Raw genomic sequence first — 18,474 nt, 5'->3', positions numbered from 1 at the left:
GGCGGGAGGTTCATCGGAACGGACGAACGGCCGTGCCGGAAAAGGGGTTCGAGGAGCGCCGGGCGCCCGCTCAGGCCTGCTCGGAGCGTCCGGGCTTACCGCCGTCCCCGGGCTTCCCACTGTCTCCGGGCTTCGTGCCGGGTTCTGCGCCCTCGACGGTCCCGGTCCCCTCGTCGTACGCCGACGTCCCCGCGTCCAGCAGCGGTTCCTGGGTCTTGAGGTGGGCCGGGGCGAAGGCGCGCAGCACGTGGTAGCCGGTGATCACGACGAGGGTGCCGAGCGCGATGCCGCCCAGCTCGAAGTTGTCGGTGATCTTCAGGCTGACCCCGCCGACGCCGATGATGATGCCCGCCGCGGCCGGGACCAGGTTGAGCGGATTGCGCAGGTCCACCCGGCCGTTGAGCCAGATCTGCGCACCGAGCAGGCCGATCATCCCGTACAGGATCACGGTGATGCCGCCGAGCACCCCGCCCGGGATCGCCGCCACGACCGCGCCGAACTTGGGGCAGAGGCCGAAGAGCAGGGCGAAGCAGGCGGCGGCCCAGTAGGCGGCCGTGGAGTAGACGCGAGTGGCCGCCATCACGCCGATGTTCTCGGAGTACGTGGTGTTGGGCGGGCCGCCCACGGCGGTGGAGAGCATGGAGGCCGCGCCGTCCGCCGCGATGGCGGTGCCGAGCTTGTCGTCCAGCGGGTCGCCGGTCATCTCGCCCACGGCCTTCACATGGCCCGCGTTCTCCGCGACCAGCGCGATCACCACGGGCAGGGCCACCAGGATGGCGGACCACTCGAAGGCCGGTGCGTGGAAGGACGGCAGCCCGATCCAGTCGGCCTGGCCGACGGCGGAGAGGTCCAGACGCCAGTGGTCGACGGCCTCCGCGCCGCCCGCCGGGGAGTGGATCTTGCCGAAGACCAGGTCCAGCACCCAGGAGAGCAGATAGCCGAAGACCAGCCCGAGGAAGATCGCGATCCGGGAGAGGAAGCCGCGCAGACAGACCACGGCCAGGCCGGTGAAGAGCATCACCAGCAGCGCGGTCCACTGGTCCTGCGGCCAGTACGTCGAGGCGGTCACCGGGGCCAGGTTGAACCCGATCAGCATCACGACGGCGCCGGTCACCACCGGCGGCATCGCGGCGTGGATGATCCGCGCGCCGAACCGCTGGACCGCCAGGCCCACCAGGAACAGCGCCGCGCCGACCACCAGCACCGCACCCGTGACGGTCGCGCTGTCACCGCCGCTCGCCCGGATGGTGGCCGCGACCCCGACGAAGGAGAGGGAGCAGCCGAGATAGCTGGGCACCCGGCCCTTGGTGGCCAGCAGGAAGATCGCGGTCGCGACCCCGGACATCATGATCGCGAGGTTCGGGTCGAGGCCCATCAGCACCGGGGCGACGAAGGACGCCCCGAACATCGCCACCACGTGCTGGGCGCCGAGTCCGAACGTACGGGGCCAGGAGAGCCGCTCGTCGGGGCGGACCACCGCCCCGGGCGCGGGGGTCTTCCCGTCCCCGTGCAAGGTCCAGCGCACGCCGAGGCTCATGGTTGCTCCCTGAAGGTCTGCTCGGTGTGCCGGCCGGTCCGCGACGCTGCGCGACCAGGTGTTCGGTGTTCACCTGCGGAAAAGATCAGCGCCATGGTAGTGGTGCGCCGGGGCCTTCCGCCGCCGGGGCGGCCCCGGCCCCGGGCGGGCCGGAGCCGGGACGGCCGGGGTGTGCTGGCAGGGCCGGGCCCACCCCGTGGGCCGGAACCGGGACCTCCGTGTGTTCTGGCAGGGCCGGCCTTCCCGGCGGGCCGGAGCCGGGACGGCTGGATGCTCTGCCGGTGGGCGGGGGCCGGCCGCCGGTGGTCCGGGGTGCGGCCCCGCGGCGGGCCGTATCCCGCCACCCGCCCGGGCGAGCCTCAGCCGCCCACCGGGCTCTTCGCCGCCGTACCGCCCGCCGCCGTACCGCCCGTCCCCGCGCCGCCGGCCGCCGGGCCGGAGCCGGTGCCCTTCCGGTCGCCCGCCCGCAGTACCCCGGCGCCCGCCACCAGGCCGAACGCCAGCGCGGTCACCACGCCGAAGGAGGCCACCAGCGAGGTAGTCTCGGCCAGTGCGCCGATCGCCGAGGGGGCGATCAGGCTGGAGGTGTACGTGATGGTGGCGACGCCCGCGATGGCCTGGCTCGGGTTCGGTCCGCTGCGCCCGGCCGCCGCGAAGGCCAGCGGCACCACGACCGCCACGCCGAGCCCCAGCAGCCCGAATCCGCCCATCGCCGCCGCCGGGGAGGGCGAGAACACCACGAGCAGTCCGCCCGCCGTGGCCAGCGCCCCGCCCACCCGTACGGTCCGCACCGCGCCGAACCGGTCCACGATCCGGTCCCCGGCCAGCCGCGCCACCGCCATCGTCAGGGCGAAGGCCGTGGTCGAGGCGGCCGCGACCCCGTCCGAACTGCCCAGGACGTCCCGCAGATAGACCGCCGACCAGTCCAGGCTCGCGCCCTCCGCGAAGACCGCGCAGAACCCGACGGCCCCGATGACCAGCGCCGACTTCGGCGGCAGGGTGAAGCGCGGCGGCGGCTCCTCGTCCGGCTCGCCGCGCAGGTCCAGCACGCCCCGGCAGGCGGCCAGTCCCAGGGCCGTCAGCACCAGCGCGGCCAGCGTGTGGTGGAGCCTGGCGTCGGCGCCGACGTGCGCGGCCACCGTGCCCGCGGCCGAGCCGATCAGCGCGCCCACGCTCCACATGCCGTGCAGCCCCGACATGATCGACTTGTCGAGGCGGTTCTCCACCTCCACGCCCAGCGCGTTCATCGCCACGTCGGACATCCCGGCGGTCGCCCCGTAGACGAAGAGGGCGGCGCAGAGCGTCAGGAGGTTCGGCGCCAGGGCGGGCAGGATCAGCGCCAGCGTCCACAGGGCCAGCAGTCCGCGCAGGGCGGTCCGGGCGCCGAACCGGTGGCTGATCCGGCCCGCCAGCGGCATCGCGATCGAGGCGCCGATCGCGGGGAAGGCCAGCGCCAGGCCGAGCTGGCCCGCGCTCACCCCGGCATGGTCCTGGATCCACGGCACCCGGGTCGCGAAACTGCCGGTCACCGCCCCGTGCACCGCGAAGACGGCGGCGACGGCGACCCTGGCCCGCTTCACCTGCTCCAGGCTGTGGACCGCGGCGGCGGTCGGTTCCTTCGTCATACGGGCTGTGCCCTCCCCTGAGAGTGCCGCGTGCGTCGTGAGCCCTGAGAGTGCCGCGTGCGTCGCGAGGCGGCCGGACTGCGTCGCGTAAACTATCAGGAACCCTGCCTGATAAATAGTTCTTTCGGGCGGCCCCTCTCCGCCGACCCGGGAAAGGGGCCCCGTGGCGGTCTGGAAGGATCCCGGTATGCCCGCATCACCGAGCACGGCTCGGGCCATCAACGACCGCCTCGCCCTGCAACTGCTCCAGCAGGACGGTCCGTTGACGGCCGCACAGCTCAAGACCCTGACCGGACTCTCCCGCCCGACCGTGGCCGACCTGGTCGAACGGCTGCAGGGCGCCGGTCTGATCCATGTCGTCGGGGAGTCCGGCGCCGTCCGCCGGGGACCCAACGCCAAGCTGTACGGGATCGTCGCCGACCGGGCCCGGCTCGCCGCCCTAGACGTGCGCACCGGAAGCGTCTCCGTGGTCGTCGCCGACCTGCTGGGGGCCACCCTCGCGGAGGCCGCCCTGCCCATCACCGACGAGGCCGGGACCGGGCCCGCCGTCGAACAGGCCGTGGCCCTCCTGGAGCGCACCGCCCGCGAGGCGGGGTCCGTCCCCCTGCACAGCGTCGGCGTCGGGGCCCCGGGCCTGATCGACCCGGCCACCGGCGAACTGCGCGACACCTCCAAGCTGCCCGCCTGGCACCGGGCCCTGGTCCGGGTCCTCCAGCAGCGGCTGCCGGCGACCGTCCTCGTCGAGAACGAGACCAACCTCGCCGCCGTCGCGGAGCACCGGGCCGGGGCCGCCCTGGACCGGGAGACCTTCGTCCTCATCTGGCTGGGCCAGGGCATCGGGGCCGCCGTGATGCTGGACGGCAGGCTGCGGCAGGGCGCCTCCGGGGGTGCGGGCGAGATCGGCTTCCTGCCGGTGCCGGGCGTGAGCGGACTGCCCTCGGCGGTCGACTGCGCGGGCGGCTTCTACTCCCTCGCCGGTTCGGCGGCCCTCTGCGAACTGGCGGTCCGGCACGGCATCGAGCTGCCCGACGGCGCGGCCCCCGACGCCACCGCCGTGGCGGCCGTGCGCACCGCGCTGGCGGCGGGGGAGCGGGGGGAACCGTTCCTGGACGAGCTGGCCGACCGGCTCGCCCTCGGGGCCGCGGCCGTCGTCTCGGTCCTGGACCCCGGCTGCGTCCTCCTGGCGGGCGCGGTCGGCGAGGCGGGCGGTGCCCCGCTCGCGGCCCGGGTCGAGGAGCGCCTCGCCGTGATGTCCCCGCTGCGCACCGAGGTCCGGGCGGGCTCGCTGGGGGACGGGGCGGTCCTGCGCGGGGCGCTGCTCACCGCCCGGGACGCCGCCCAGGAGGCGCTGTTCGCCCCCGTGGGCTGAGAGCCGGACGCGGGGCAGGGGCGTCCGGCCCGTACCGCACGGAGGGCACGGAGGGCACGGACGGTCGCACGGCCCGTACAGCCCGGACGGTCGCACGGCCCGGACGGTCGCACGGCCCGGACGGTCGCACGGCCCGGACGGCACGCACGGCCCGCGCGGTCGCACGGCCCGTACGCGAGCCGGGGCGGCACGGTTCCGGCGGGCCCTTCGGGCTCGGGCGCGGCCGGCAACGGGTGAAGCCCCGGCAGTGGCTGCCGGGGCTTCACGCGTGGTGCGGGGAGGTCACGGGGGCGATGCGCTCACCCCCGTAGGCGGACTAGCAGGCGCCCTGGTCCTTCCAGACGCCCCACTGGCCGGTGGTGCCGGGCTTCTCGCCCTTCGTCCACCACGAGGCCTTCCAGGTGTGGCCGTCCTGGCTGACGACGGCGCCGCCCTGGTACTCGGTGCCCGCGTTCCACGCCGGGGCCGAGCAGGTGCCGCCCGGCTGCGTCGGGGTCGGGGTGGGAGTGGGGGTGGGACCGGTCGGGTCCGGGGTCGGGGTCGGCGTCGGGTTGGTGCCGGTGCCGGGCTCGACCAGCGTGGTGCCGCGGGCCAGGTCACCGGCGAGGGCGTAGGACTTCCCGCCGAAGGTCACGGTCCAGTTGGACGGCGTCGAGGTGGGCAGGTAGTAGACGAAGTCCAGCTCCACCGAGGCGCCGGGGGCCAGGGTCTGCCAGGCCGGGAGCTTCAGGGAGACCCGGTTGTAGGGGCCCTTGAGCCCGCCGATGTTGTTGGCGGCGGTGTGGTCGCTGCGGACGATCGACGTACCGAAGCCGGACTGGTCCTTGGCGTTGGCCGGGGCGGAGGTGGCGTAGTCGAACTGGAACTCCGTGCCGCCGGGCAGCGTCGCCTGGGTCTTGTTGGTGATCTTCAGCTTGGGGCTGATCGGGTAGTTGGAGTCACCGAGGGCGAACTGGCCGAAGGAGACGTCGATGTTCACGGCCTGGGTGGGCAGGTCGACCGTGGAGCGCTTCGCGCCGTACGGGGCCGCCGTCTTGAAGGCGTCGTACATCGCGGTGGTCAGCGTGTTGCCGTTCTCGTACTGGCCCTTGGCCGCGTTCCACTGGTAGTCGCCCGCCAGCTCCCAGATCATCGTGCCGCCGATGCCCTGGTCGACCACGTAGTCGGCCTTGCGCTTCACCGACTGCTCGTCCTCGGTGGAGAGGAAGACCTTCTTCTGGGCGTTCCACAGCCACGGGGCGACCAGCGTCGAGTCGTAGTTGCGGACGTAGGTGCCGGTCAGCTGGGTGTTCGCGGGGAAGCCGTAGTCGGTGAGGTAGTCACCGGCGATGCCCTTCTCCAGGTTCTTCGCGTGCCACATCGGGTTCGAGCCGGCCGGGGCCTCCTGGCCGTTGTCGTCCTTGTCGTGCCACAGGTTGTCGATGCCGACCGCGCCGTCACCGCACTTGGTCAGACCGGAACCGGCCGGGCAGCTGGTCGCGGCGGCCTTGCCCCACAGGCCGTTGGTGCCGCCCTGGACGTTCTTGAAGCCGCGGGTGTAGTACGGCAGACCGATGTTGATCCGGCCGGCCGGCATGGAGCCGCGGAAGTAGTGGAAGGCCCAGTCGGTGTTGAGGTAGCCGACCCCGCCGTACTGCGAGGTGGTGTACACACCGGCCTGCGCCAGCTCGTTGTCCTTGCCGTCGTCGAACAGCTGGGCGTTCGGGCCGACGTACTCGTTCCAGGCGCCGTGCAGGTCGTAGGACATGATGTTGACGTAGTCCAGGTACTTCTGCATCTGGTACGTCTCCATGCCCCGCAGCAGGTAGCCGGAGGACGGGGCGGCGACGGTGAGCAGGTAGTGCTTGCCGTCGGCGGCGCCCGCGCGGTCGAGCTTCTCGCGCAGGGTCTTCATGAGGGCGTCGTAGCCCTTGACCAGGCCCGCGCGGCGGCCGTTGGCCAGCGCGTGGTCCATCGGGTTGCCCGCGTCCTTCATGGACGTGGCGTACTCGTAGTCGATGTCGACGCCGTTGAAGCCGTACTTGCGGACGAAGTCCACGGCCGAGTCGGAGAAGGTGTTGATGCCCGCCGTGTTGACCGAACCGTCGGCGTTGGTGGCCATCGAGTAGAAGCCGCCGGAGTTGACGCGCTTGCCGTCCGGGCCGAAGTAGCCGCCGGTCTCGGCCCAGCCGCCCACGGAGACCAGGGTCTTCACGTCCGGGTACTGCTTCTTGTACTTCGTCAGCAGGTTGAAGTGCCCCTTGTAGGGCAGCGACGGGTCCATCTCGGCGCCTGCGACACCCGGCCAGGTCATGCCGGTGGAGGCGTTGTCGGGGCTGTCGGGCCCGACCGAGAGCTTGTTGGCGCTGTCGACGTGCGCGAAGGCGTAGTTGAGGTGGGTGACCTTGGTCCAGGGGATGTTCGGGACCAGATAGGGGTCCCGGCCGTCCTTGCCGGTACGCCAGTTGGTGAAGTAACCGATGACGCGGCGCTGGTGGTCGTCGCCCATCTTCTCGCGGCCGTCGGTGTCGTAGACGGTGCAGTACGGGGTGTCGACGCCGGGGGTCTTGTACAGCCCGTCCGGGCGACAGGACTCGTGGTCGGTGGCGGCCGCCGACGGAGTGGCGGCGAGGGAGGTCATCAGCAGGCCGGCGATGGCGGCGCCTGCGGCGAGGAGCGTGGCTCTCGCTCTGGTGGGGGACAGCATGTGGTCGTTCCTCCTGGGGAGGTCGGCAGAACACAACTGGCTGAAAAAAGGGGGTGGGTCTGTCGGGGTCCCGGTGTGCGCACACCGTGGGACCGAACCTCCGAGGTGACGCAGAGATTAAGAGGACTAGACCAGTGCGTCAATAGGTCTGGACCTTTATCGTGCGACTTTCTGGATGACTACGTTGTCGACCACCTTGTCGGGTTTCGCTCCGACGGTTTTGCGCCAGTTGTCCGCGCCCGCCCCGGCTCCTCCGCACCCGTGCCCGCGGCCCCGCTCCCGCGCTCCGGCCCCTCGCTCCTGTGACCCAGCCCACAGAACTCACCCGCCTGGCCGAGGGGAGTCCGTGGCAGACTGGTTGCGTACCAGTAGCAGCGCACTCCGGGGTCGGTGCAATTCCGAACCGGCGGTTATAGTCCGCGACCCGTCCGCAGCCAGCGGCCGGTTGACCAGGTGAGATTCCTGGACCGACGGTTAAAGTCCGGATGGGAGGCAGTGCGCGGCGGTTCGTCATCGGGTACGCCGCCGTCGGCGGACGCATGGCCGGGTTTCGCCGGACCCCTGCGTCCTCTCTTCGGTTTCCGGCGTTTCCCCTGGTGAGCCGCTTCATCTGTCGTCATCGACAGGCCCCGGAGTCCGTGCCCGAAGAGGCAGGAGGACCCGGTGGCCACCGCAGCCGACATCACCGCCATGGGCCGAGCGATCGCGCTCGCCGCCCGCGGTCTCGGCTCCACCAGCCCGAATCCGGTCGTCGGATGTGTGATCACCGACGCCTCCGGAGCCGTGGCCGGAGAAGGCTTCCACCAGCGCGCCGGAGGGCCGCACGCCGAGGTCCACGCCCTGCGCGCGGCCGGCGGGCGGGCCCGGGGCGGCACCGCCTACGTCACCCTCGAACCGTGCAACCACACCGGCCGCACCGGCCCCTGTGCCCAGGCCCTGCAAGCGGCCGGGATCAGCCGGGTCGTCTATGCGGTCGGCGACCCGAACCCGCAGGCCACCGGGGGTGCCGACACCCTGCGCGCGGCCGGAATCCGGGTCGAGCAGGGGCTCCTCGCGGAAGAGGCCGAGGCGGGCAACGCCGCCTGGCTCACCTCGGTGCGCCTCGGCCGCCCGCACGTCCTGTGGAAGTACGCCGCCACCCTCGACGGCCGCATCGCCGCCGCCGACGCCACCAGCCGCTGGATCACCTCGCCCGAGGCCCGCGCCGACGTCCACCGGCTCCGTGCCGAGGCCGACGCGGTGATCGTGGGCTCCGGCACCGCCCGCGCCGACGACCCCCAGCTGGGCGTGCGCGGCATCGACGGCGCCACCCAGCCGCTGCGCGTCGTCGTCGACACCGGCGCCACCGCCGTCCGGCCCGGCGCCCGGGTCCTCGACGGCACGGCCCCCACCCTGGTCGCCGTCGCGGAGGACGCCGCCGCCGGCCACCTCCCCGAGGACGTCGTCCTGCGGCTGCCCCGCGCCGCCACCGGCTCCGGCCTGGACGTCGACGCCCTCCTCGCCGCCCTGCACACCCGCGGCATCCGCTCCGTACTCCTCGAAGGCGGCCCGACCCTCGCGGGGGCCTTCGTCGCCGCGGGAAGGGTCGACAAGGTCGTCGGCTATCTCGCCCCGGTCCTGCTCGGGGCCGGCCCCGCCGCCCTCGGTGACGCCGGAATCACCACGATCGCGCAGGCGTTGCGCCTCCAGGTGACCGAGACCGTCCCGATCGGCCCCGATCTGCGCATCACCGCCGCCCCCGCCCCTGCTCGGAAGGGAAACTGAGTGTTCACCGGAATTGTCGAAGAACTGGGTGAGGTCACCGCCGTCGAGCAGCTCGACGACGCCTCCCGCTTCCGGCTGCGCGGCCCCCTCGTCACCGAGGGCGCGAAGCACGGCGACTCCATCGCGGTGAACGGCGTCTGCCTCACCGTCGTGGACACCGGCGACGGCGAGTTCACCGCCGATGTGATGGCCGAGACCCTCAAGCGCTCCAGCCTCGGCGCCCTCACCACCGGCTCCCGGGTCAACCTGGAGCGCCCGATGGCGCTCGGCGGGCGGCTCGGCGGACACATCGTCCAGGGCCATGTGGACGGCACCGGCACCATCGTCGGGCGCACCCCCTCCGAGCACTGGGAGATCGTCAAGGTCTCCCTGCCGCCCGAGCTGACCCGGTACGTCGTCGAGAAGGGCTCCATCACGGTCGACGGCGTCAGCCTCACCGTCGTCGAGGCGGCGGCCGACTTCTTCACCATCAGCCTCATCCCCACCACCCTCGCCCTGACCACGCTCGGCCGCAAGCAGCCCGGCGACCCGGTGAACCTGGAGGTGGACGTCATCGCCAAGTACGTCGAGCGGCTGCTGGGCGACCGGTCCGGGCAGGACCCGCGATGAACGCCGTCTCCTGGCTCAACTCCGAGGCCTTCACCGTCTTCGGCCAGCACATCAAGTGGTCGGACATGATCGGCAACGTCATCGGCCTCACCGCCCTCGCCCTCGGCTGGCGGCGCTCCATCTGGACCTGGCCCGCCCAACTGCTCTCCGGCGCCATCCTCCTGGTCGCCTTCGCCTCCGCCCACCTCTCCGGCAGCGCGGGCAAGCAGCTCGTCGTCATCGTCGTCGCCCTCTGGGGCTGGTGGTCCTGGAACCGGGGCAAGCAGCAGGCCCAGGACGGCTCCATCGCCGTCCGCTTCGCCACCTGGCGCGAGCGCGCCGTGCTGATCGGCGCCGCGGCCCTCGGCACCCTCGCCGTCGGCGGCCTGTTCACCGCCTTCCCCTCGCTCTCCTGGGACCCGTGGCCGGACGCGTACATCTTCGTCGGCACGATCGTCGCGATGTACGCCCAGGCCAAGGGCATGGTCGAGTTCTGGTTCGCCTGGCTCCTGGTCGACCTGGTCGGCGTCCCCCTCAACTTCGCCAACGGCTTCGCCTTCTCCGGCTTCGTCTACATCATCTACGGCGCCCTCGTCCTGTGGGGCATGCGCGACTGGTGGCTGCGTACGCGGACACCCGCTCTGGAAGGAGCCACGGCATGACTGCCCAGCCCACCTGGCTGCACCCCGGCCACGACCCGCTCTCCGAGGACCTCGCCCTGGACCCGGTCGAGCAGGCCATCCGCGACATCGCCGCCGGCCGCCCCGTCGTCGTCGTGGACGACGAGGACCGCGAGAACGAGGGCGACCTCGTCATCGCCGCCGAGATGGCCACCCCCGAGATCGTCGCCTTCATGATGAGCGAGTGCCGCGGCCTGATCTGCGCCCCCATGGAGAGCGACGAGCTGGAGCGGCTCGAACTCCCGCAGATGGTCGCGGACAACACCGAGTCGATGCAGACCGCCTTCACCGTCTCCGTCGACGCCTCCGCCGCCCACGGTGTCACCACCGGCATCTCCGCCGCCGACCGCGCCACCACCCTCCGGATGCTCGCCGGTGGTGTCGCGGGCCCCGCCGACTTCGTCCGCCCCGGCCACATCTTCCCGCTGCGCGCCCGCTCCGGCGGCGTCCTCGTCCGCAACGGCCACACCGAGGCCGCCGTCGACCTCGCCCGGCTCGCCGGACTCCGCCCCGCCGGGGCCATCGTGGAGATCGCGGGGGAGGACGGCACCATGCTGCGCCTGCCCGAGCTGGTCCCCTTTGCCCGCAAGCACGGCCTGACGATCATCTCCATCGAGGACCTGATCGCCTACCGCCGCAGCGCCGAGCCCACCGTCCGCCGCGAGGCCACGACCCGGCTGCCCACCCAGTTCGGCGACTTCACCGCGTACGGCTACCGCTCCACCGCCGACGGCGTCGAACACGTCGCCCTCGTCCACGGCGACCTCACGGAGAACGGCGGCGAGGACGTCCTCGTCCGCATCCACTCCGAGTGCCTGACCGGCGACATCTTCCAGTCCCAGCGCTGCGACTGCGGCCCCCAGCTGCACGCCTCCATGCGGCGCATCACCGAGGAGGGCCGGGGCGTCGTCGTCTACCTCCGGGGCCACGAGGGGCGCGGCATCGGCCTGCTCTCCAAGCTCCGCGCGTACGAACTCCAGGAGCGCGGCGTGGACACCCTCGACGCCAACCTGGAGCTGGGCCTGCCCGCCGACGCCCGCGACTACGCGGCGGGCGCGCAGATCCTCCAGGACCTCGGCGTACGCAGCCTCCGGCTGATGACCAACAACCCCGAGAAGACCGACGCCGTGCTGCGCCACGGACTCGCCGTCACCGGCCGGGAACCCATGCCCGTCCAGGCCGGCGAGCACAATCTGCGCTACCTGCGCACCAAGCGCGACCGCATGGGCCACGATCTGCCGTGGCTCGACGGAACCCCGGCGTCGACCTGCGCCAACCAGTAACGAACACCTCTCTTAACCAGCAACAGGAGAACCATGAGCGGCAAGGGTGCACCCGAACTGTCCGTACGCAACTGCGCCGACCTGCGGGTGGCCGTCATCGCGGCCCAGTGGCACGAGCAAGTCATGGACGGTCTCGTCGACGGCGCCCTGCGCGCCCTGCACGAGCTGGGCATCGACGAGCCGACGCTCCTCCGCGTCCCCGGCTCCTTCGAGCTGCCCGTGGTCGCCAAGGTGCTCGCCGGCCGCGGCTACGACGCGATCGTCGCCCTCGGCGTGATCATCCGGGGTGGTACCCCCCACTTCGAGTACGTCTCCCAGGGCGTCACCGTCGGCCTCACCCAGGTCACCGTCGACACCGGCGTCCCCGTCGGCTTCGGCGTACTGACGTGCGACACCGAGGGGCAGGCCCTCGACCGGGCCGGCCTCGAAGGGTCCAACGAGGACAAGGGGCACGAAGCGGTCACCGCCGCCGTGGCCACCGCCGCCACGCTGCGGACCGTCAGCGAACCCTGGCGCTGAGTGCCCTCCGGCGACCCCGTATTCTGAGGACCATCATGGCGAACAAAACCTTCGAAGAGCTCTTCGCCGAGCTCCAGCTCAAGGCCGCCGAGGGCGACCCCTCGACCTCGCGCACCGCCGAACTGGTGGACAAGGGCGTCCATGCCATCGGCAAGAAGGTCGTCGAGGAGGCCGCCGAGGTCTGGATGGCCGCCGAGTACGAGGGCAAGGAAGCCGCCGCCGAGGAGATCTCCCAGCTGCTGTACCACGTCCAGGTGATGATGGTCGCCCGCGGGATCTCGCTCGACGACGTCTACGCCCATCTCTGAGCACACGCCTCTCCGAGCACGCCCCGAGCACCGCACGTCACAGCCCTGCTTCCCCCTCCGCACAAAGGAACCTGACCCCATGCTGCGCATCGCCGTCCCCAACAAGGGTGCACTCTCCGGCTCTGCGATGGCCATGCTCCATGAGGCCGGGTACCAGCAGCGCAAGGAGTCCAAGGAGCTGGTCCTGGTCGACCCGTCGAACGAGGTCGAGTTCTTCTACCTCCGCCCCCGGGACATCGCGATCTACGTGAGCTCCGGCCGGCTCGACATCGGCATCACCGGCCGCGACCTGCTCCTGGACTCCGGCGCCGACGCCGAGGAGATCCTCCAGCTCGGCTTCGCCCGCTCCACCTTCCGCTACGCCACCAAGCCCGGCACCGCCGCGGGCCCGCAGGACTTCGACGGCATGACGATCGCCACCTCCTACGAGGGCATCGTCGCCGCCCACCTCAAGGAGTCCGGCGTCAAGGCGTCCATCGTCCACCTCGACGGCGCGGTCGAGACCGCCATCGAACTGGGCGTCGCGCAGATCATCGCGGACGTCGTCGAGACCGGCACCAGCATGCGCAACGCCGGACTCGAGGTGATCGGCGACCCGATCATGACCTCCGAGGCCGTCGTCATCCGCCGCAACGGCGCCCCGACCGACGACCCCAAGGTCCAGCAGTTCCTCCGCCGCCTCCAGGGCGTCCTGGTCGCCCGGTCCTACGTGATGATGGACTACGACTGCCGCGTCGAGCACCTGGAGCGCGCCGTCGCCCTCACCCCCGGCCTGGAGTCCCCGACCATCTCCCCGCTGCACCACGAGGGCTGGGTCGCCGTCCGCTCCATGGTCGCCGCCAAGGAGGCCCAGCGGATCATGGACGACCTGTACGAGCTGGGCGCCCGCGCCATCCTCACCACGGCCATCCACGCCTGCCGCCTCTGACGGCCCCCGGGCGCCCCGGCCCGGGGTGCCCCTCCGGCCACCGCACACCCCCGCGAGAGAAGACCCCGATGTCTGCGCCCCGGCCCGAAGCCCCCGCCCTCCCCGTCGTCTTCCGGCCCACCCTCACCCGGGTGGTCCTGCTGAGCGTGGGGCTGGCGATGTTCCTCGTCATCACCGTCGTCGCGCTGATGCTGGAGCGGCTCAACGTGGCGGAGCGGATCAGCTTCGTCTTCGTCGCCGTGCTCTTCTTCGGCGTCCTGGCCCTGCTCAGCAGGCCCAAGGTGGAGGCCGACGAGGCCGGGGTCACCGTCGTCAACCTCACCCGCACCCGCAGGCTGGCCTGGGAGGAGATCCTCCGCGTCAACCTGCGCTCCGGCGACCCCTGGGTCTTCCTCGACCTGAGCGACGGCACCAGCCTGCCCGCCCTCGGCATCCAGCCCGGCATGGCCAAGCAGCAGGCCATCCGCGACGCCCGCGCCCTGCGCGCCCTCACCGAGGCCCGGTCCGCGGGCGACGGCACCCCCTGACCGACGCGCCGCCCACACCGGGCGCAGGACCCCGGACCGCCCGGCTCCCGCCGGTGCCGGCAGGCCTCCGCTCCCGGCCCGCCCCGGCCGGGGCTCAGACCCCGCCCGGCTCCTGCTGCCCCCGGCCCACCGGGCCGCGCCCGGACAGCACCTCGCCGTAGGCCTGCATCAGGTCGGGCAGCCGCAGCGTGGACAGGTCCTCCCGGCTCGGCATGCCGCTGTACCCGGAGAGGCGCAGATCGCGGTAGGCGCAGCTCTTCTCGTACAGCGTGCGCAGGAAACGGCCGTTGCCCAGCTCGTCGATCCACCCCTGGTCCACCACATGGCCGCTGATGGAGCGCAGCTCGTCGACCGCCTCCTCGTCCCACACGTCGTCGTTCTCGGCGGCCAGCACGCTCCCGATCGCGGTGAGTTCGAGCGGGCGGTAGCTCGGGAAGTCGACCCGGGTGGTGAAGCGGGAGGAGAGCCCCGGGTTGGTGGCGAGGAGCCGGTCCATGCCCTCCGGGTACCCGGCGAGGATGACGACGAGGTGGTCCCGGTTGTCCTCGGCCCGCTTCAGCAGGACCTGGAGCGCCTCGTCGCCGTACGCGTCGCCCTTGCTGTAACCGGAGTTGGCCAGGCTGTACGCCTCGTCGACGAAGAGCACCCCGCCGAGCGCCGAGTCGATCAGCTCATTGGCCTTCACCGCCGTCTGCCCCAGGAACTCGCCCACCAGATCGGAGCGTTGGGCCTCGATCAGATGGTCGCCGCCGAGCAGCCCCAGGGCGTAGAAGACCCGCCCCAGGATCCGCGCCACCGTCGTCTTGCCCGTGCCGGACGGGCCGGAGAAGACGAAGTGCCGCTTGGGTGGCTGGACCGGGAGCCCCTGCTCGGCCCGGAGCCTGGCCATGTTCAGCTGCGCGGAGAGCGCCTTCACCTGCCGCTTCACGGGCTCCAGACCGACCATCCGCTCCAGCTGGGCCAGCGCCTCGGCCAGCAGCACGGGATCGCTCGGCCCGGCCGGGAAGGGCGGCGGCTTACGGATCCGGGTGCGGCGTAACCCCTCGACCGGGGCGGTCGGCACGGGCTCCGGCCCCTCGTCGAGCAGCCCGGCCTCCCCGACCGGCCACGGTTCGCGGCCGTCCACCAGCTCCGTGACCGGCGCGGTGTCGCCGTCCGGCAGCACCTCCGCCCCCGTACCGCCGGCGCCGCCCGAGCCGATGCCGGTCAGCAGGACGGCGGCCAGATCGGCGGAGTCGTCGTAGCCGTCGCCCTCCGAGATCGCCGCCAGCCGGGCCGAGGTGTCCATGAACGCCGGATCGACCCGGTGCACCGCCCGGTAGAGCGGCAGGGCCGCCGCGCTGCGCCCGGTGCCCTCGTGGGCCCGCGCCAGCCAGTAGCGCAGCTCCTTGCGCTGCGGCTGCTCGCTGCGACAGCGCATCAGGGCGGCGGCGAGCAGCGGTTCGGCCTGCCCGTACATCTCCAGCCGCACCCGGGCCATCCCGCCGAAGAGCCCCGCCTCGATGCCCAGCATCGGGTCGTCGACCAGCTGCTCGGTGTACCGCACGAGCTGCTCCCAGTCCTTGACCAGGTACGAGCGGCAGGCGTGCAGGAACCGCACCTGCGGATCGGTGTCCACCGGCGGCAGCCCCGCCAACGCCCGGTCCAGCTCCGGCACATGGCGTCCGTCCAGCCAGTGCGAGGCGTGCGCGAGGAGCAGGTCGCGCGGGCTCTCCAGCAGCGGCTGAACCCACCAGCCCAGCCAGTACCAGGAGTTGAGCGGACGGCGGTGCCGGGCCCGCTGCTCGCCGAAGCGGTCGCGGTGCCGGTACATGCGCAGCAGCGCGGTGGCGGTGTCGATGCGCAGCGCGTGGAGGCCGAGCCAGCCGTCCGCCATGCCGGGATCGATCCGTACCGCAGCTCTGAACTCCTCCTCGGCCTGCGGGTAGGCGCCCATCGTGTAGGCGTCCATGCCGCGCAGCCAGGCGAGGTCGGCGGGGGCTTGTGCGCCCTGTGTGCCGATGTCCATCAGGTCCCCCACGCCAACTGTTCCCCCAGGATGTCCCGCCCGCACAGCATGCCCACCGGAGCGTGCCGAATCACTGCGTGGGGGAAGGGAATTGACCACACCGAGGTGCATCGTACCTGCGCAGGTGGGAGCGGTCCGGTCAACAGGGGATCATGCGGTCGGTGACCGAGGGTGAGCGAATCGCTCTGCGTGGTCGCCGGGCGGCGGTGTGCGCACAGGACGAAGCCCCCGGTCACGGGGGAACAACCGGGGGCTTCGCGTCTGTGGGGGCTCCGAAAAGCCGCACAATGAGAACGTAAGACCAGTAAGGCCCCCCGGTCAAGCGGAGTTGAGGCACTTCCGGGCCGATTTCCGACTGCTCAGTACGGAGGCGGTGTCCGCCTACCCTCGGTGACGAAACGGTTCACCGCCGCGTTCGCACCGGGCCCCTCCAACCACATGTATCCCTCGGACATCTGACGTACCAGCACATCGGCGTGCGGCCGCGACGGGTCCGCCGCGAAGTGCCGCTCCTCGGCGGCCGTCCAGCCGTCCCAGAACTCCGTGAGCCCGGCACCGTCCCGTGCCCGGCCACGCCCCCAGGACTCCGCCGGACCCAGCTCCATCCAGCAGAGCGCCGCCAGCCACGGCCGCACCTCCCGGCGCCCCGCTCCGACTCCCTCCACCAGGACCACCGGGGCCGCCTCCAGCGTCCGCGCCGGACCGAAGCGCCGCTCGGCCCAGTCGTACGGCGCGTACCGCCCGTCCTCGCCGCGCGCGAGCGGCCGCAGCACCTGGTCCCGCAGCCGCCCCGTCCAGCCGAACAGCTCCTCGTGGGTGGCGAGATCGTCCAGATGGAGCACCGGCGCACCGCCGAGCGCCGCCGCCAGCCGCCCGGCGAACGTGCTCTTCCCCGACCCCGCGTGCCCGTCCACCGCCACGAGCCGGACCGGCCCGCAGGAGGCGGGCAGCGAGCGCAGGGTGTCGGCGTGGCGGGCCAGGTCGTCCATGACCCCAGCGTACGGGCCCCGCCCCGGCGCCCCCGGCCGCGCGGAACCCGGTCCACCGCAGGTCACGCCAGTGGTCCGGACCTCTGGCGGTGACCCGGATGACGGCCCGGGCAGTTTGGCGACGGCCCCGCCGCGGGAACCGGCATAGAGGGCGCGTCACCCGGCGCGGCGACCGTTCCACCCCACCCGGCCGACCGGTCCACCCACGGCCCGCTCCCACCCATGACTCGGGGGTCTCGTCCATGACCAGTCCGACCACGCGCAGAACCGTCCTGACCGCCGCACTCGCGGCAGCGGCCGGAGCGGGCACCGCGGCCGCCGCCGTGCCCGCCGCCGCCGTCCCTGCCGCCGCCGCACCGGCACCCTCCGCCCCCCGCCCCTCCGCACCCCAGGCAGCCTCCCCCCTCGTGGACAACCGTTTCTGGCACACGTACACCGACTGGCGCCACGGCTCCGCCAACGGCACCCGGGTCCTCGCGGGCCCCCGCCCAGGCCTGGCCATCGCCACCCCCGCCGGCCGCACCGACTACACCGACCCGCACACCGGGGGGACGGCCGCCTGGGAGTACGCCACCTGGACCTCGCCCGCCCACCGCTCCGCCGTCCCCGCCACCGAGCTGATCACCTCCTGGAACGCCCGTACACCCGCGGGCACCTGGATCGCGGTCGAACTGAGCGCCGCCTACGCGGACGGCACCACGACACCCTGGTTCGTGATGGGCCGCTGGGCCTCGGGCGACGGCGACATCCGCCGCACCTCGGTGGACGGCCAGGGGGACGCGCACAGCTCGGTGTGGACCGACGTGCTCTCGGTGGACGACGCGTCGACCGGCGTACGGTTCACCTCGTACCGCATCCGCGTCACCCTCCACCGCACCCCCGGCAGCCGCCTCACCCCCACCCTCTGGCGCGTCGGCGCGATGGCCTCCGCCGTCCCCGACCGCTTCGAGGTCCCGGCGTCGACCCCGGTCCACTCCCGCGAACTGCGGGTCCCGCGCTACTCCCAGAACGTCCACATCGGCCAGTACCCCGAGTACGACAACGGCGGCGAGGCCTGGTGCAGCCCCACCTCCTCGCAGATGATCATCGAGTACTGGGGCCGCGGGCCCACCGCCGAGGACCTCGCCTGGGTCCGGCCGGGCCTGCCCGACCCCCAGGTCTGCCACGCCGCCCGCTCCACCTACGACCACCAGTACGGCGGCTGCGGCAACTGGCCCTTCAACGCCGCCTACGCCGCCACCTACCGGGACCTGAACGCGGTCGTCACCCGGCTCGGCACGCTCACCGACCTGGAACGGCTGGTGCGCGCCGGGATCCCCGTCATCACCTCGCAGTCCTTCCTGGAGGAGGAACTGACCGGCGCCGGCTACGGCACGGCGGGCCACCTGATGACGGTGGTCGGCTTCACCCCCACCGGCGACGTGATCGCCAACGACCCCGCGTCCCCGGACAACCCGGCGGTGCGCCGCGTCTACCGGCGCCGGGAGTGGGAGAACATCTGGCTCCGCACCAAGCGCTACGACGCGACCGGCCGGGTCAGGAGCGGTTCGGGCGGGGTCTGTTACGTCTTCTGGCCCCAGGACCCGACACCGGCCCAGCGGCTGGTGCTCCGCTCGCTGGGACTGCTCTGACCCACCGGGCCCGGCGGGCAGCCGCGCCGGGC

General features: G+C 72.6%; 15 protein-coding genes and 1 riboswitch. Of the genes, 10 read left to right on the top strand and 5 right to left on the bottom strand.

From position 1 onward, the window contains the following. Nucleotides 1-70 precede the first annotated feature (70 nt). Together ACQ9ZG_RS03995 and ACQ9ZG_RS03990 are read right to left on the bottom strand one after the other, a co-directional pair. Entirely contained in the window at nt 71-1,537 is a 1,467-nt protein-coding gene (locus ACQ9ZG_RS03995; RefSeq protein WP_109917693.1) for a uracil-xanthine permease family protein, read from the bottom strand. Nucleotides 1,538-1,896: 359 nt separating this feature from the next. Beyond that, the gene (locus tag ACQ9ZG_RS03990) at nt 1,897-3,162 is read right to left on the bottom strand and encodes an MFS transporter (protein WP_165273611.1); all 1,266 of its coding nucleotides are present in this window, start codon (nt 3,160-3,162) and stop codon (nt 1,897-1,899) included. Between the two features lie 187 nt (nt 3,163-3,349). Between ACQ9ZG_RS03990 and ACQ9ZG_RS03985 the strand changes: the two genes are divergently transcribed. Then, nucleotides 3,350-4,531 carry an ROK family transcriptional regulator gene (locus tag ACQ9ZG_RS03985; protein ID WP_084996392.1) on the top strand — a complete coding sequence of 394 codons (1,182 nt, stop codon included), beginning with the start codon at nt 3,350-3,352 and terminating at the stop codon, nt 4,529-4,531. A gap of 316 nt (nt 4,532-4,847) precedes the next feature. Here the strand turns inward: ACQ9ZG_RS03985 and ACQ9ZG_RS03980 are convergent, their stop codons facing one another. Next, a complete protein-coding gene (locus ACQ9ZG_RS03980; RefSeq protein ID WP_109916916.1) occupies nt 4,848-7,217 on the bottom strand; it encodes a chitinase C-terminal domain-containing protein in 2,370 nt (789 codons plus the stop codon). Nucleotides 7,218-7,589: 372 nt separating this feature from the next. Then, nucleotides 7,590-7,720: riboswitch (FMN riboswitch) on the top strand. Nucleotides 7,721-7,880: 160 nt separating this feature from the next. On the opposite strand from ACQ9ZG_RS03980, the gene ribD reads away from it, so the two are divergent. The 8 genes from ribD (at nt 7,881) to ACQ9ZG_RS03940 (ending at nt 13,814) form a co-directional block, all read left to right on the top strand. Continuing rightward, nucleotides 7,881-8,981, top strand: a complete 1,101-nt coding sequence (ribD, locus tag ACQ9ZG_RS03975; RefSeq protein ID WP_499279925.1) for a bifunctional diaminohydroxyphosphoribosylaminopyrimidine deaminase/5-amino-6-(5-phosphoribosylamino)uracil reductase RibD — start codon at nt 7,881-7,883, stop codon at nt 8,979-8,981. Beyond that, on the top strand, nt 8,982-9,590 hold the full coding sequence (locus ACQ9ZG_RS03970; RefSeq protein WP_109916327.1) for a riboflavin synthase: 609 nt from the start codon (nt 8,982-8,984) through the stop codon (nt 9,588-9,590). It abuts the gene before it with no gap. Further along, nucleotides 9,587-10,231: a nicotinamide mononucleotide transporter family protein gene (locus tag ACQ9ZG_RS03965; protein ID WP_018490180.1), complete on the top strand. Its 645-nt coding sequence runs from the start codon at nt 9,587-9,589 to the stop codon at nt 10,229-10,231. The genes ACQ9ZG_RS03970 and ACQ9ZG_RS03965 overlap by 4 nt, the downstream gene beginning before the upstream one ends. Next, on the top strand, nt 10,228-11,532 hold the full coding sequence (locus ACQ9ZG_RS03960) for a bifunctional 3,4-dihydroxy-2-butanone-4-phosphate synthase/GTP cyclohydrolase II (protein ID WP_099218169.1): 1,305 nt from the start codon (nt 10,228-10,230) through the stop codon (nt 11,530-11,532). The genes ACQ9ZG_RS03965 and ACQ9ZG_RS03960 overlap by 4 nt, the downstream gene beginning before the upstream one ends. Before the next feature lie 33 nt (nt 11,533-11,565). Next, nucleotides 11,566-12,051, top strand: a complete 486-nt coding sequence (gene ribH / locus ACQ9ZG_RS03955; RefSeq protein ID WP_109916326.1) for a 6,7-dimethyl-8-ribityllumazine synthase — start codon at nt 11,566-11,568, stop codon at nt 12,049-12,051. A gap of 35 nt (nt 12,052-12,086) precedes the next feature. Beyond that, nucleotides 12,087-12,359: a phosphoribosyl-ATP diphosphatase gene (locus tag ACQ9ZG_RS03950; RefSeq protein ID WP_018490177.1), complete on the top strand. Its 273-nt coding sequence runs from the start codon at nt 12,087-12,089 to the stop codon at nt 12,357-12,359. A gap of 79 nt (nt 12,360-12,438) precedes the next feature. Next, complete coding sequence (gene hisG, locus ACQ9ZG_RS03945) at nt 12,439-13,287, top strand: ATP phosphoribosyltransferase (protein ID WP_028419749.1); 849 nt, start codon at nt 12,439-12,441, stop codon at nt 13,285-13,287. 68 nt (nt 13,288-13,355) lie between these two features. Continuing rightward, nucleotides 13,356-13,814, top strand: a complete 459-nt coding sequence (locus ACQ9ZG_RS03940) for a PH domain-containing protein (RefSeq protein WP_028419748.1) — start codon at nt 13,356-13,358, stop codon at nt 13,812-13,814. A gap of 94 nt (nt 13,815-13,908) precedes the next feature. Here ACQ9ZG_RS03940 and ACQ9ZG_RS03935 read toward each other — a convergent pair whose 3' ends face one another. Both ACQ9ZG_RS03935 and ACQ9ZG_RS03930 read right to left on the bottom strand, forming a co-directional pair. Further along, entirely contained in the window at nt 13,909-15,822 is a 1,914-nt protein-coding gene (locus tag ACQ9ZG_RS03935) for an AAA family ATPase (protein WP_499279923.1), read from the bottom strand. A gap of 359 nt (nt 15,823-16,181) precedes the next feature. Next, nucleotides 16,182-16,811 carry a uridine kinase family protein gene (locus ACQ9ZG_RS03930; RefSeq protein ID WP_499279921.1) on the bottom strand — a complete coding sequence of 210 codons (630 nt, stop codon included), beginning with the start codon at nt 16,809-16,811 and terminating at the stop codon, nt 16,182-16,184. Between the two features lie 242 nt (nt 16,812-17,053). On the opposite strand from ACQ9ZG_RS03930, the gene ACQ9ZG_RS03925 reads away from it, so the two are divergent. Continuing rightward, entirely contained in the window at nt 17,054-18,442 is a 1,389-nt protein-coding gene (locus ACQ9ZG_RS03925) for a C39 family peptidase (RefSeq protein ID WP_499279920.1), read from the top strand. Nucleotides 18,443-18,474: the final 32 nt, after the last annotated feature.

This window comes from Streptomyces araujoniae (assembly GCF_050871195.1).
Classification (GTDB): Bacteria; Actinomycetota; Actinomycetes; order Streptomycetales; family Streptomycetaceae; genus Streptomyces; species Streptomyces bacillaris.
The sequence above is the reverse complement of the archived record's forward strand: the minus strand, read 5'-3'. Positions and strand labels throughout refer to the sequence as shown.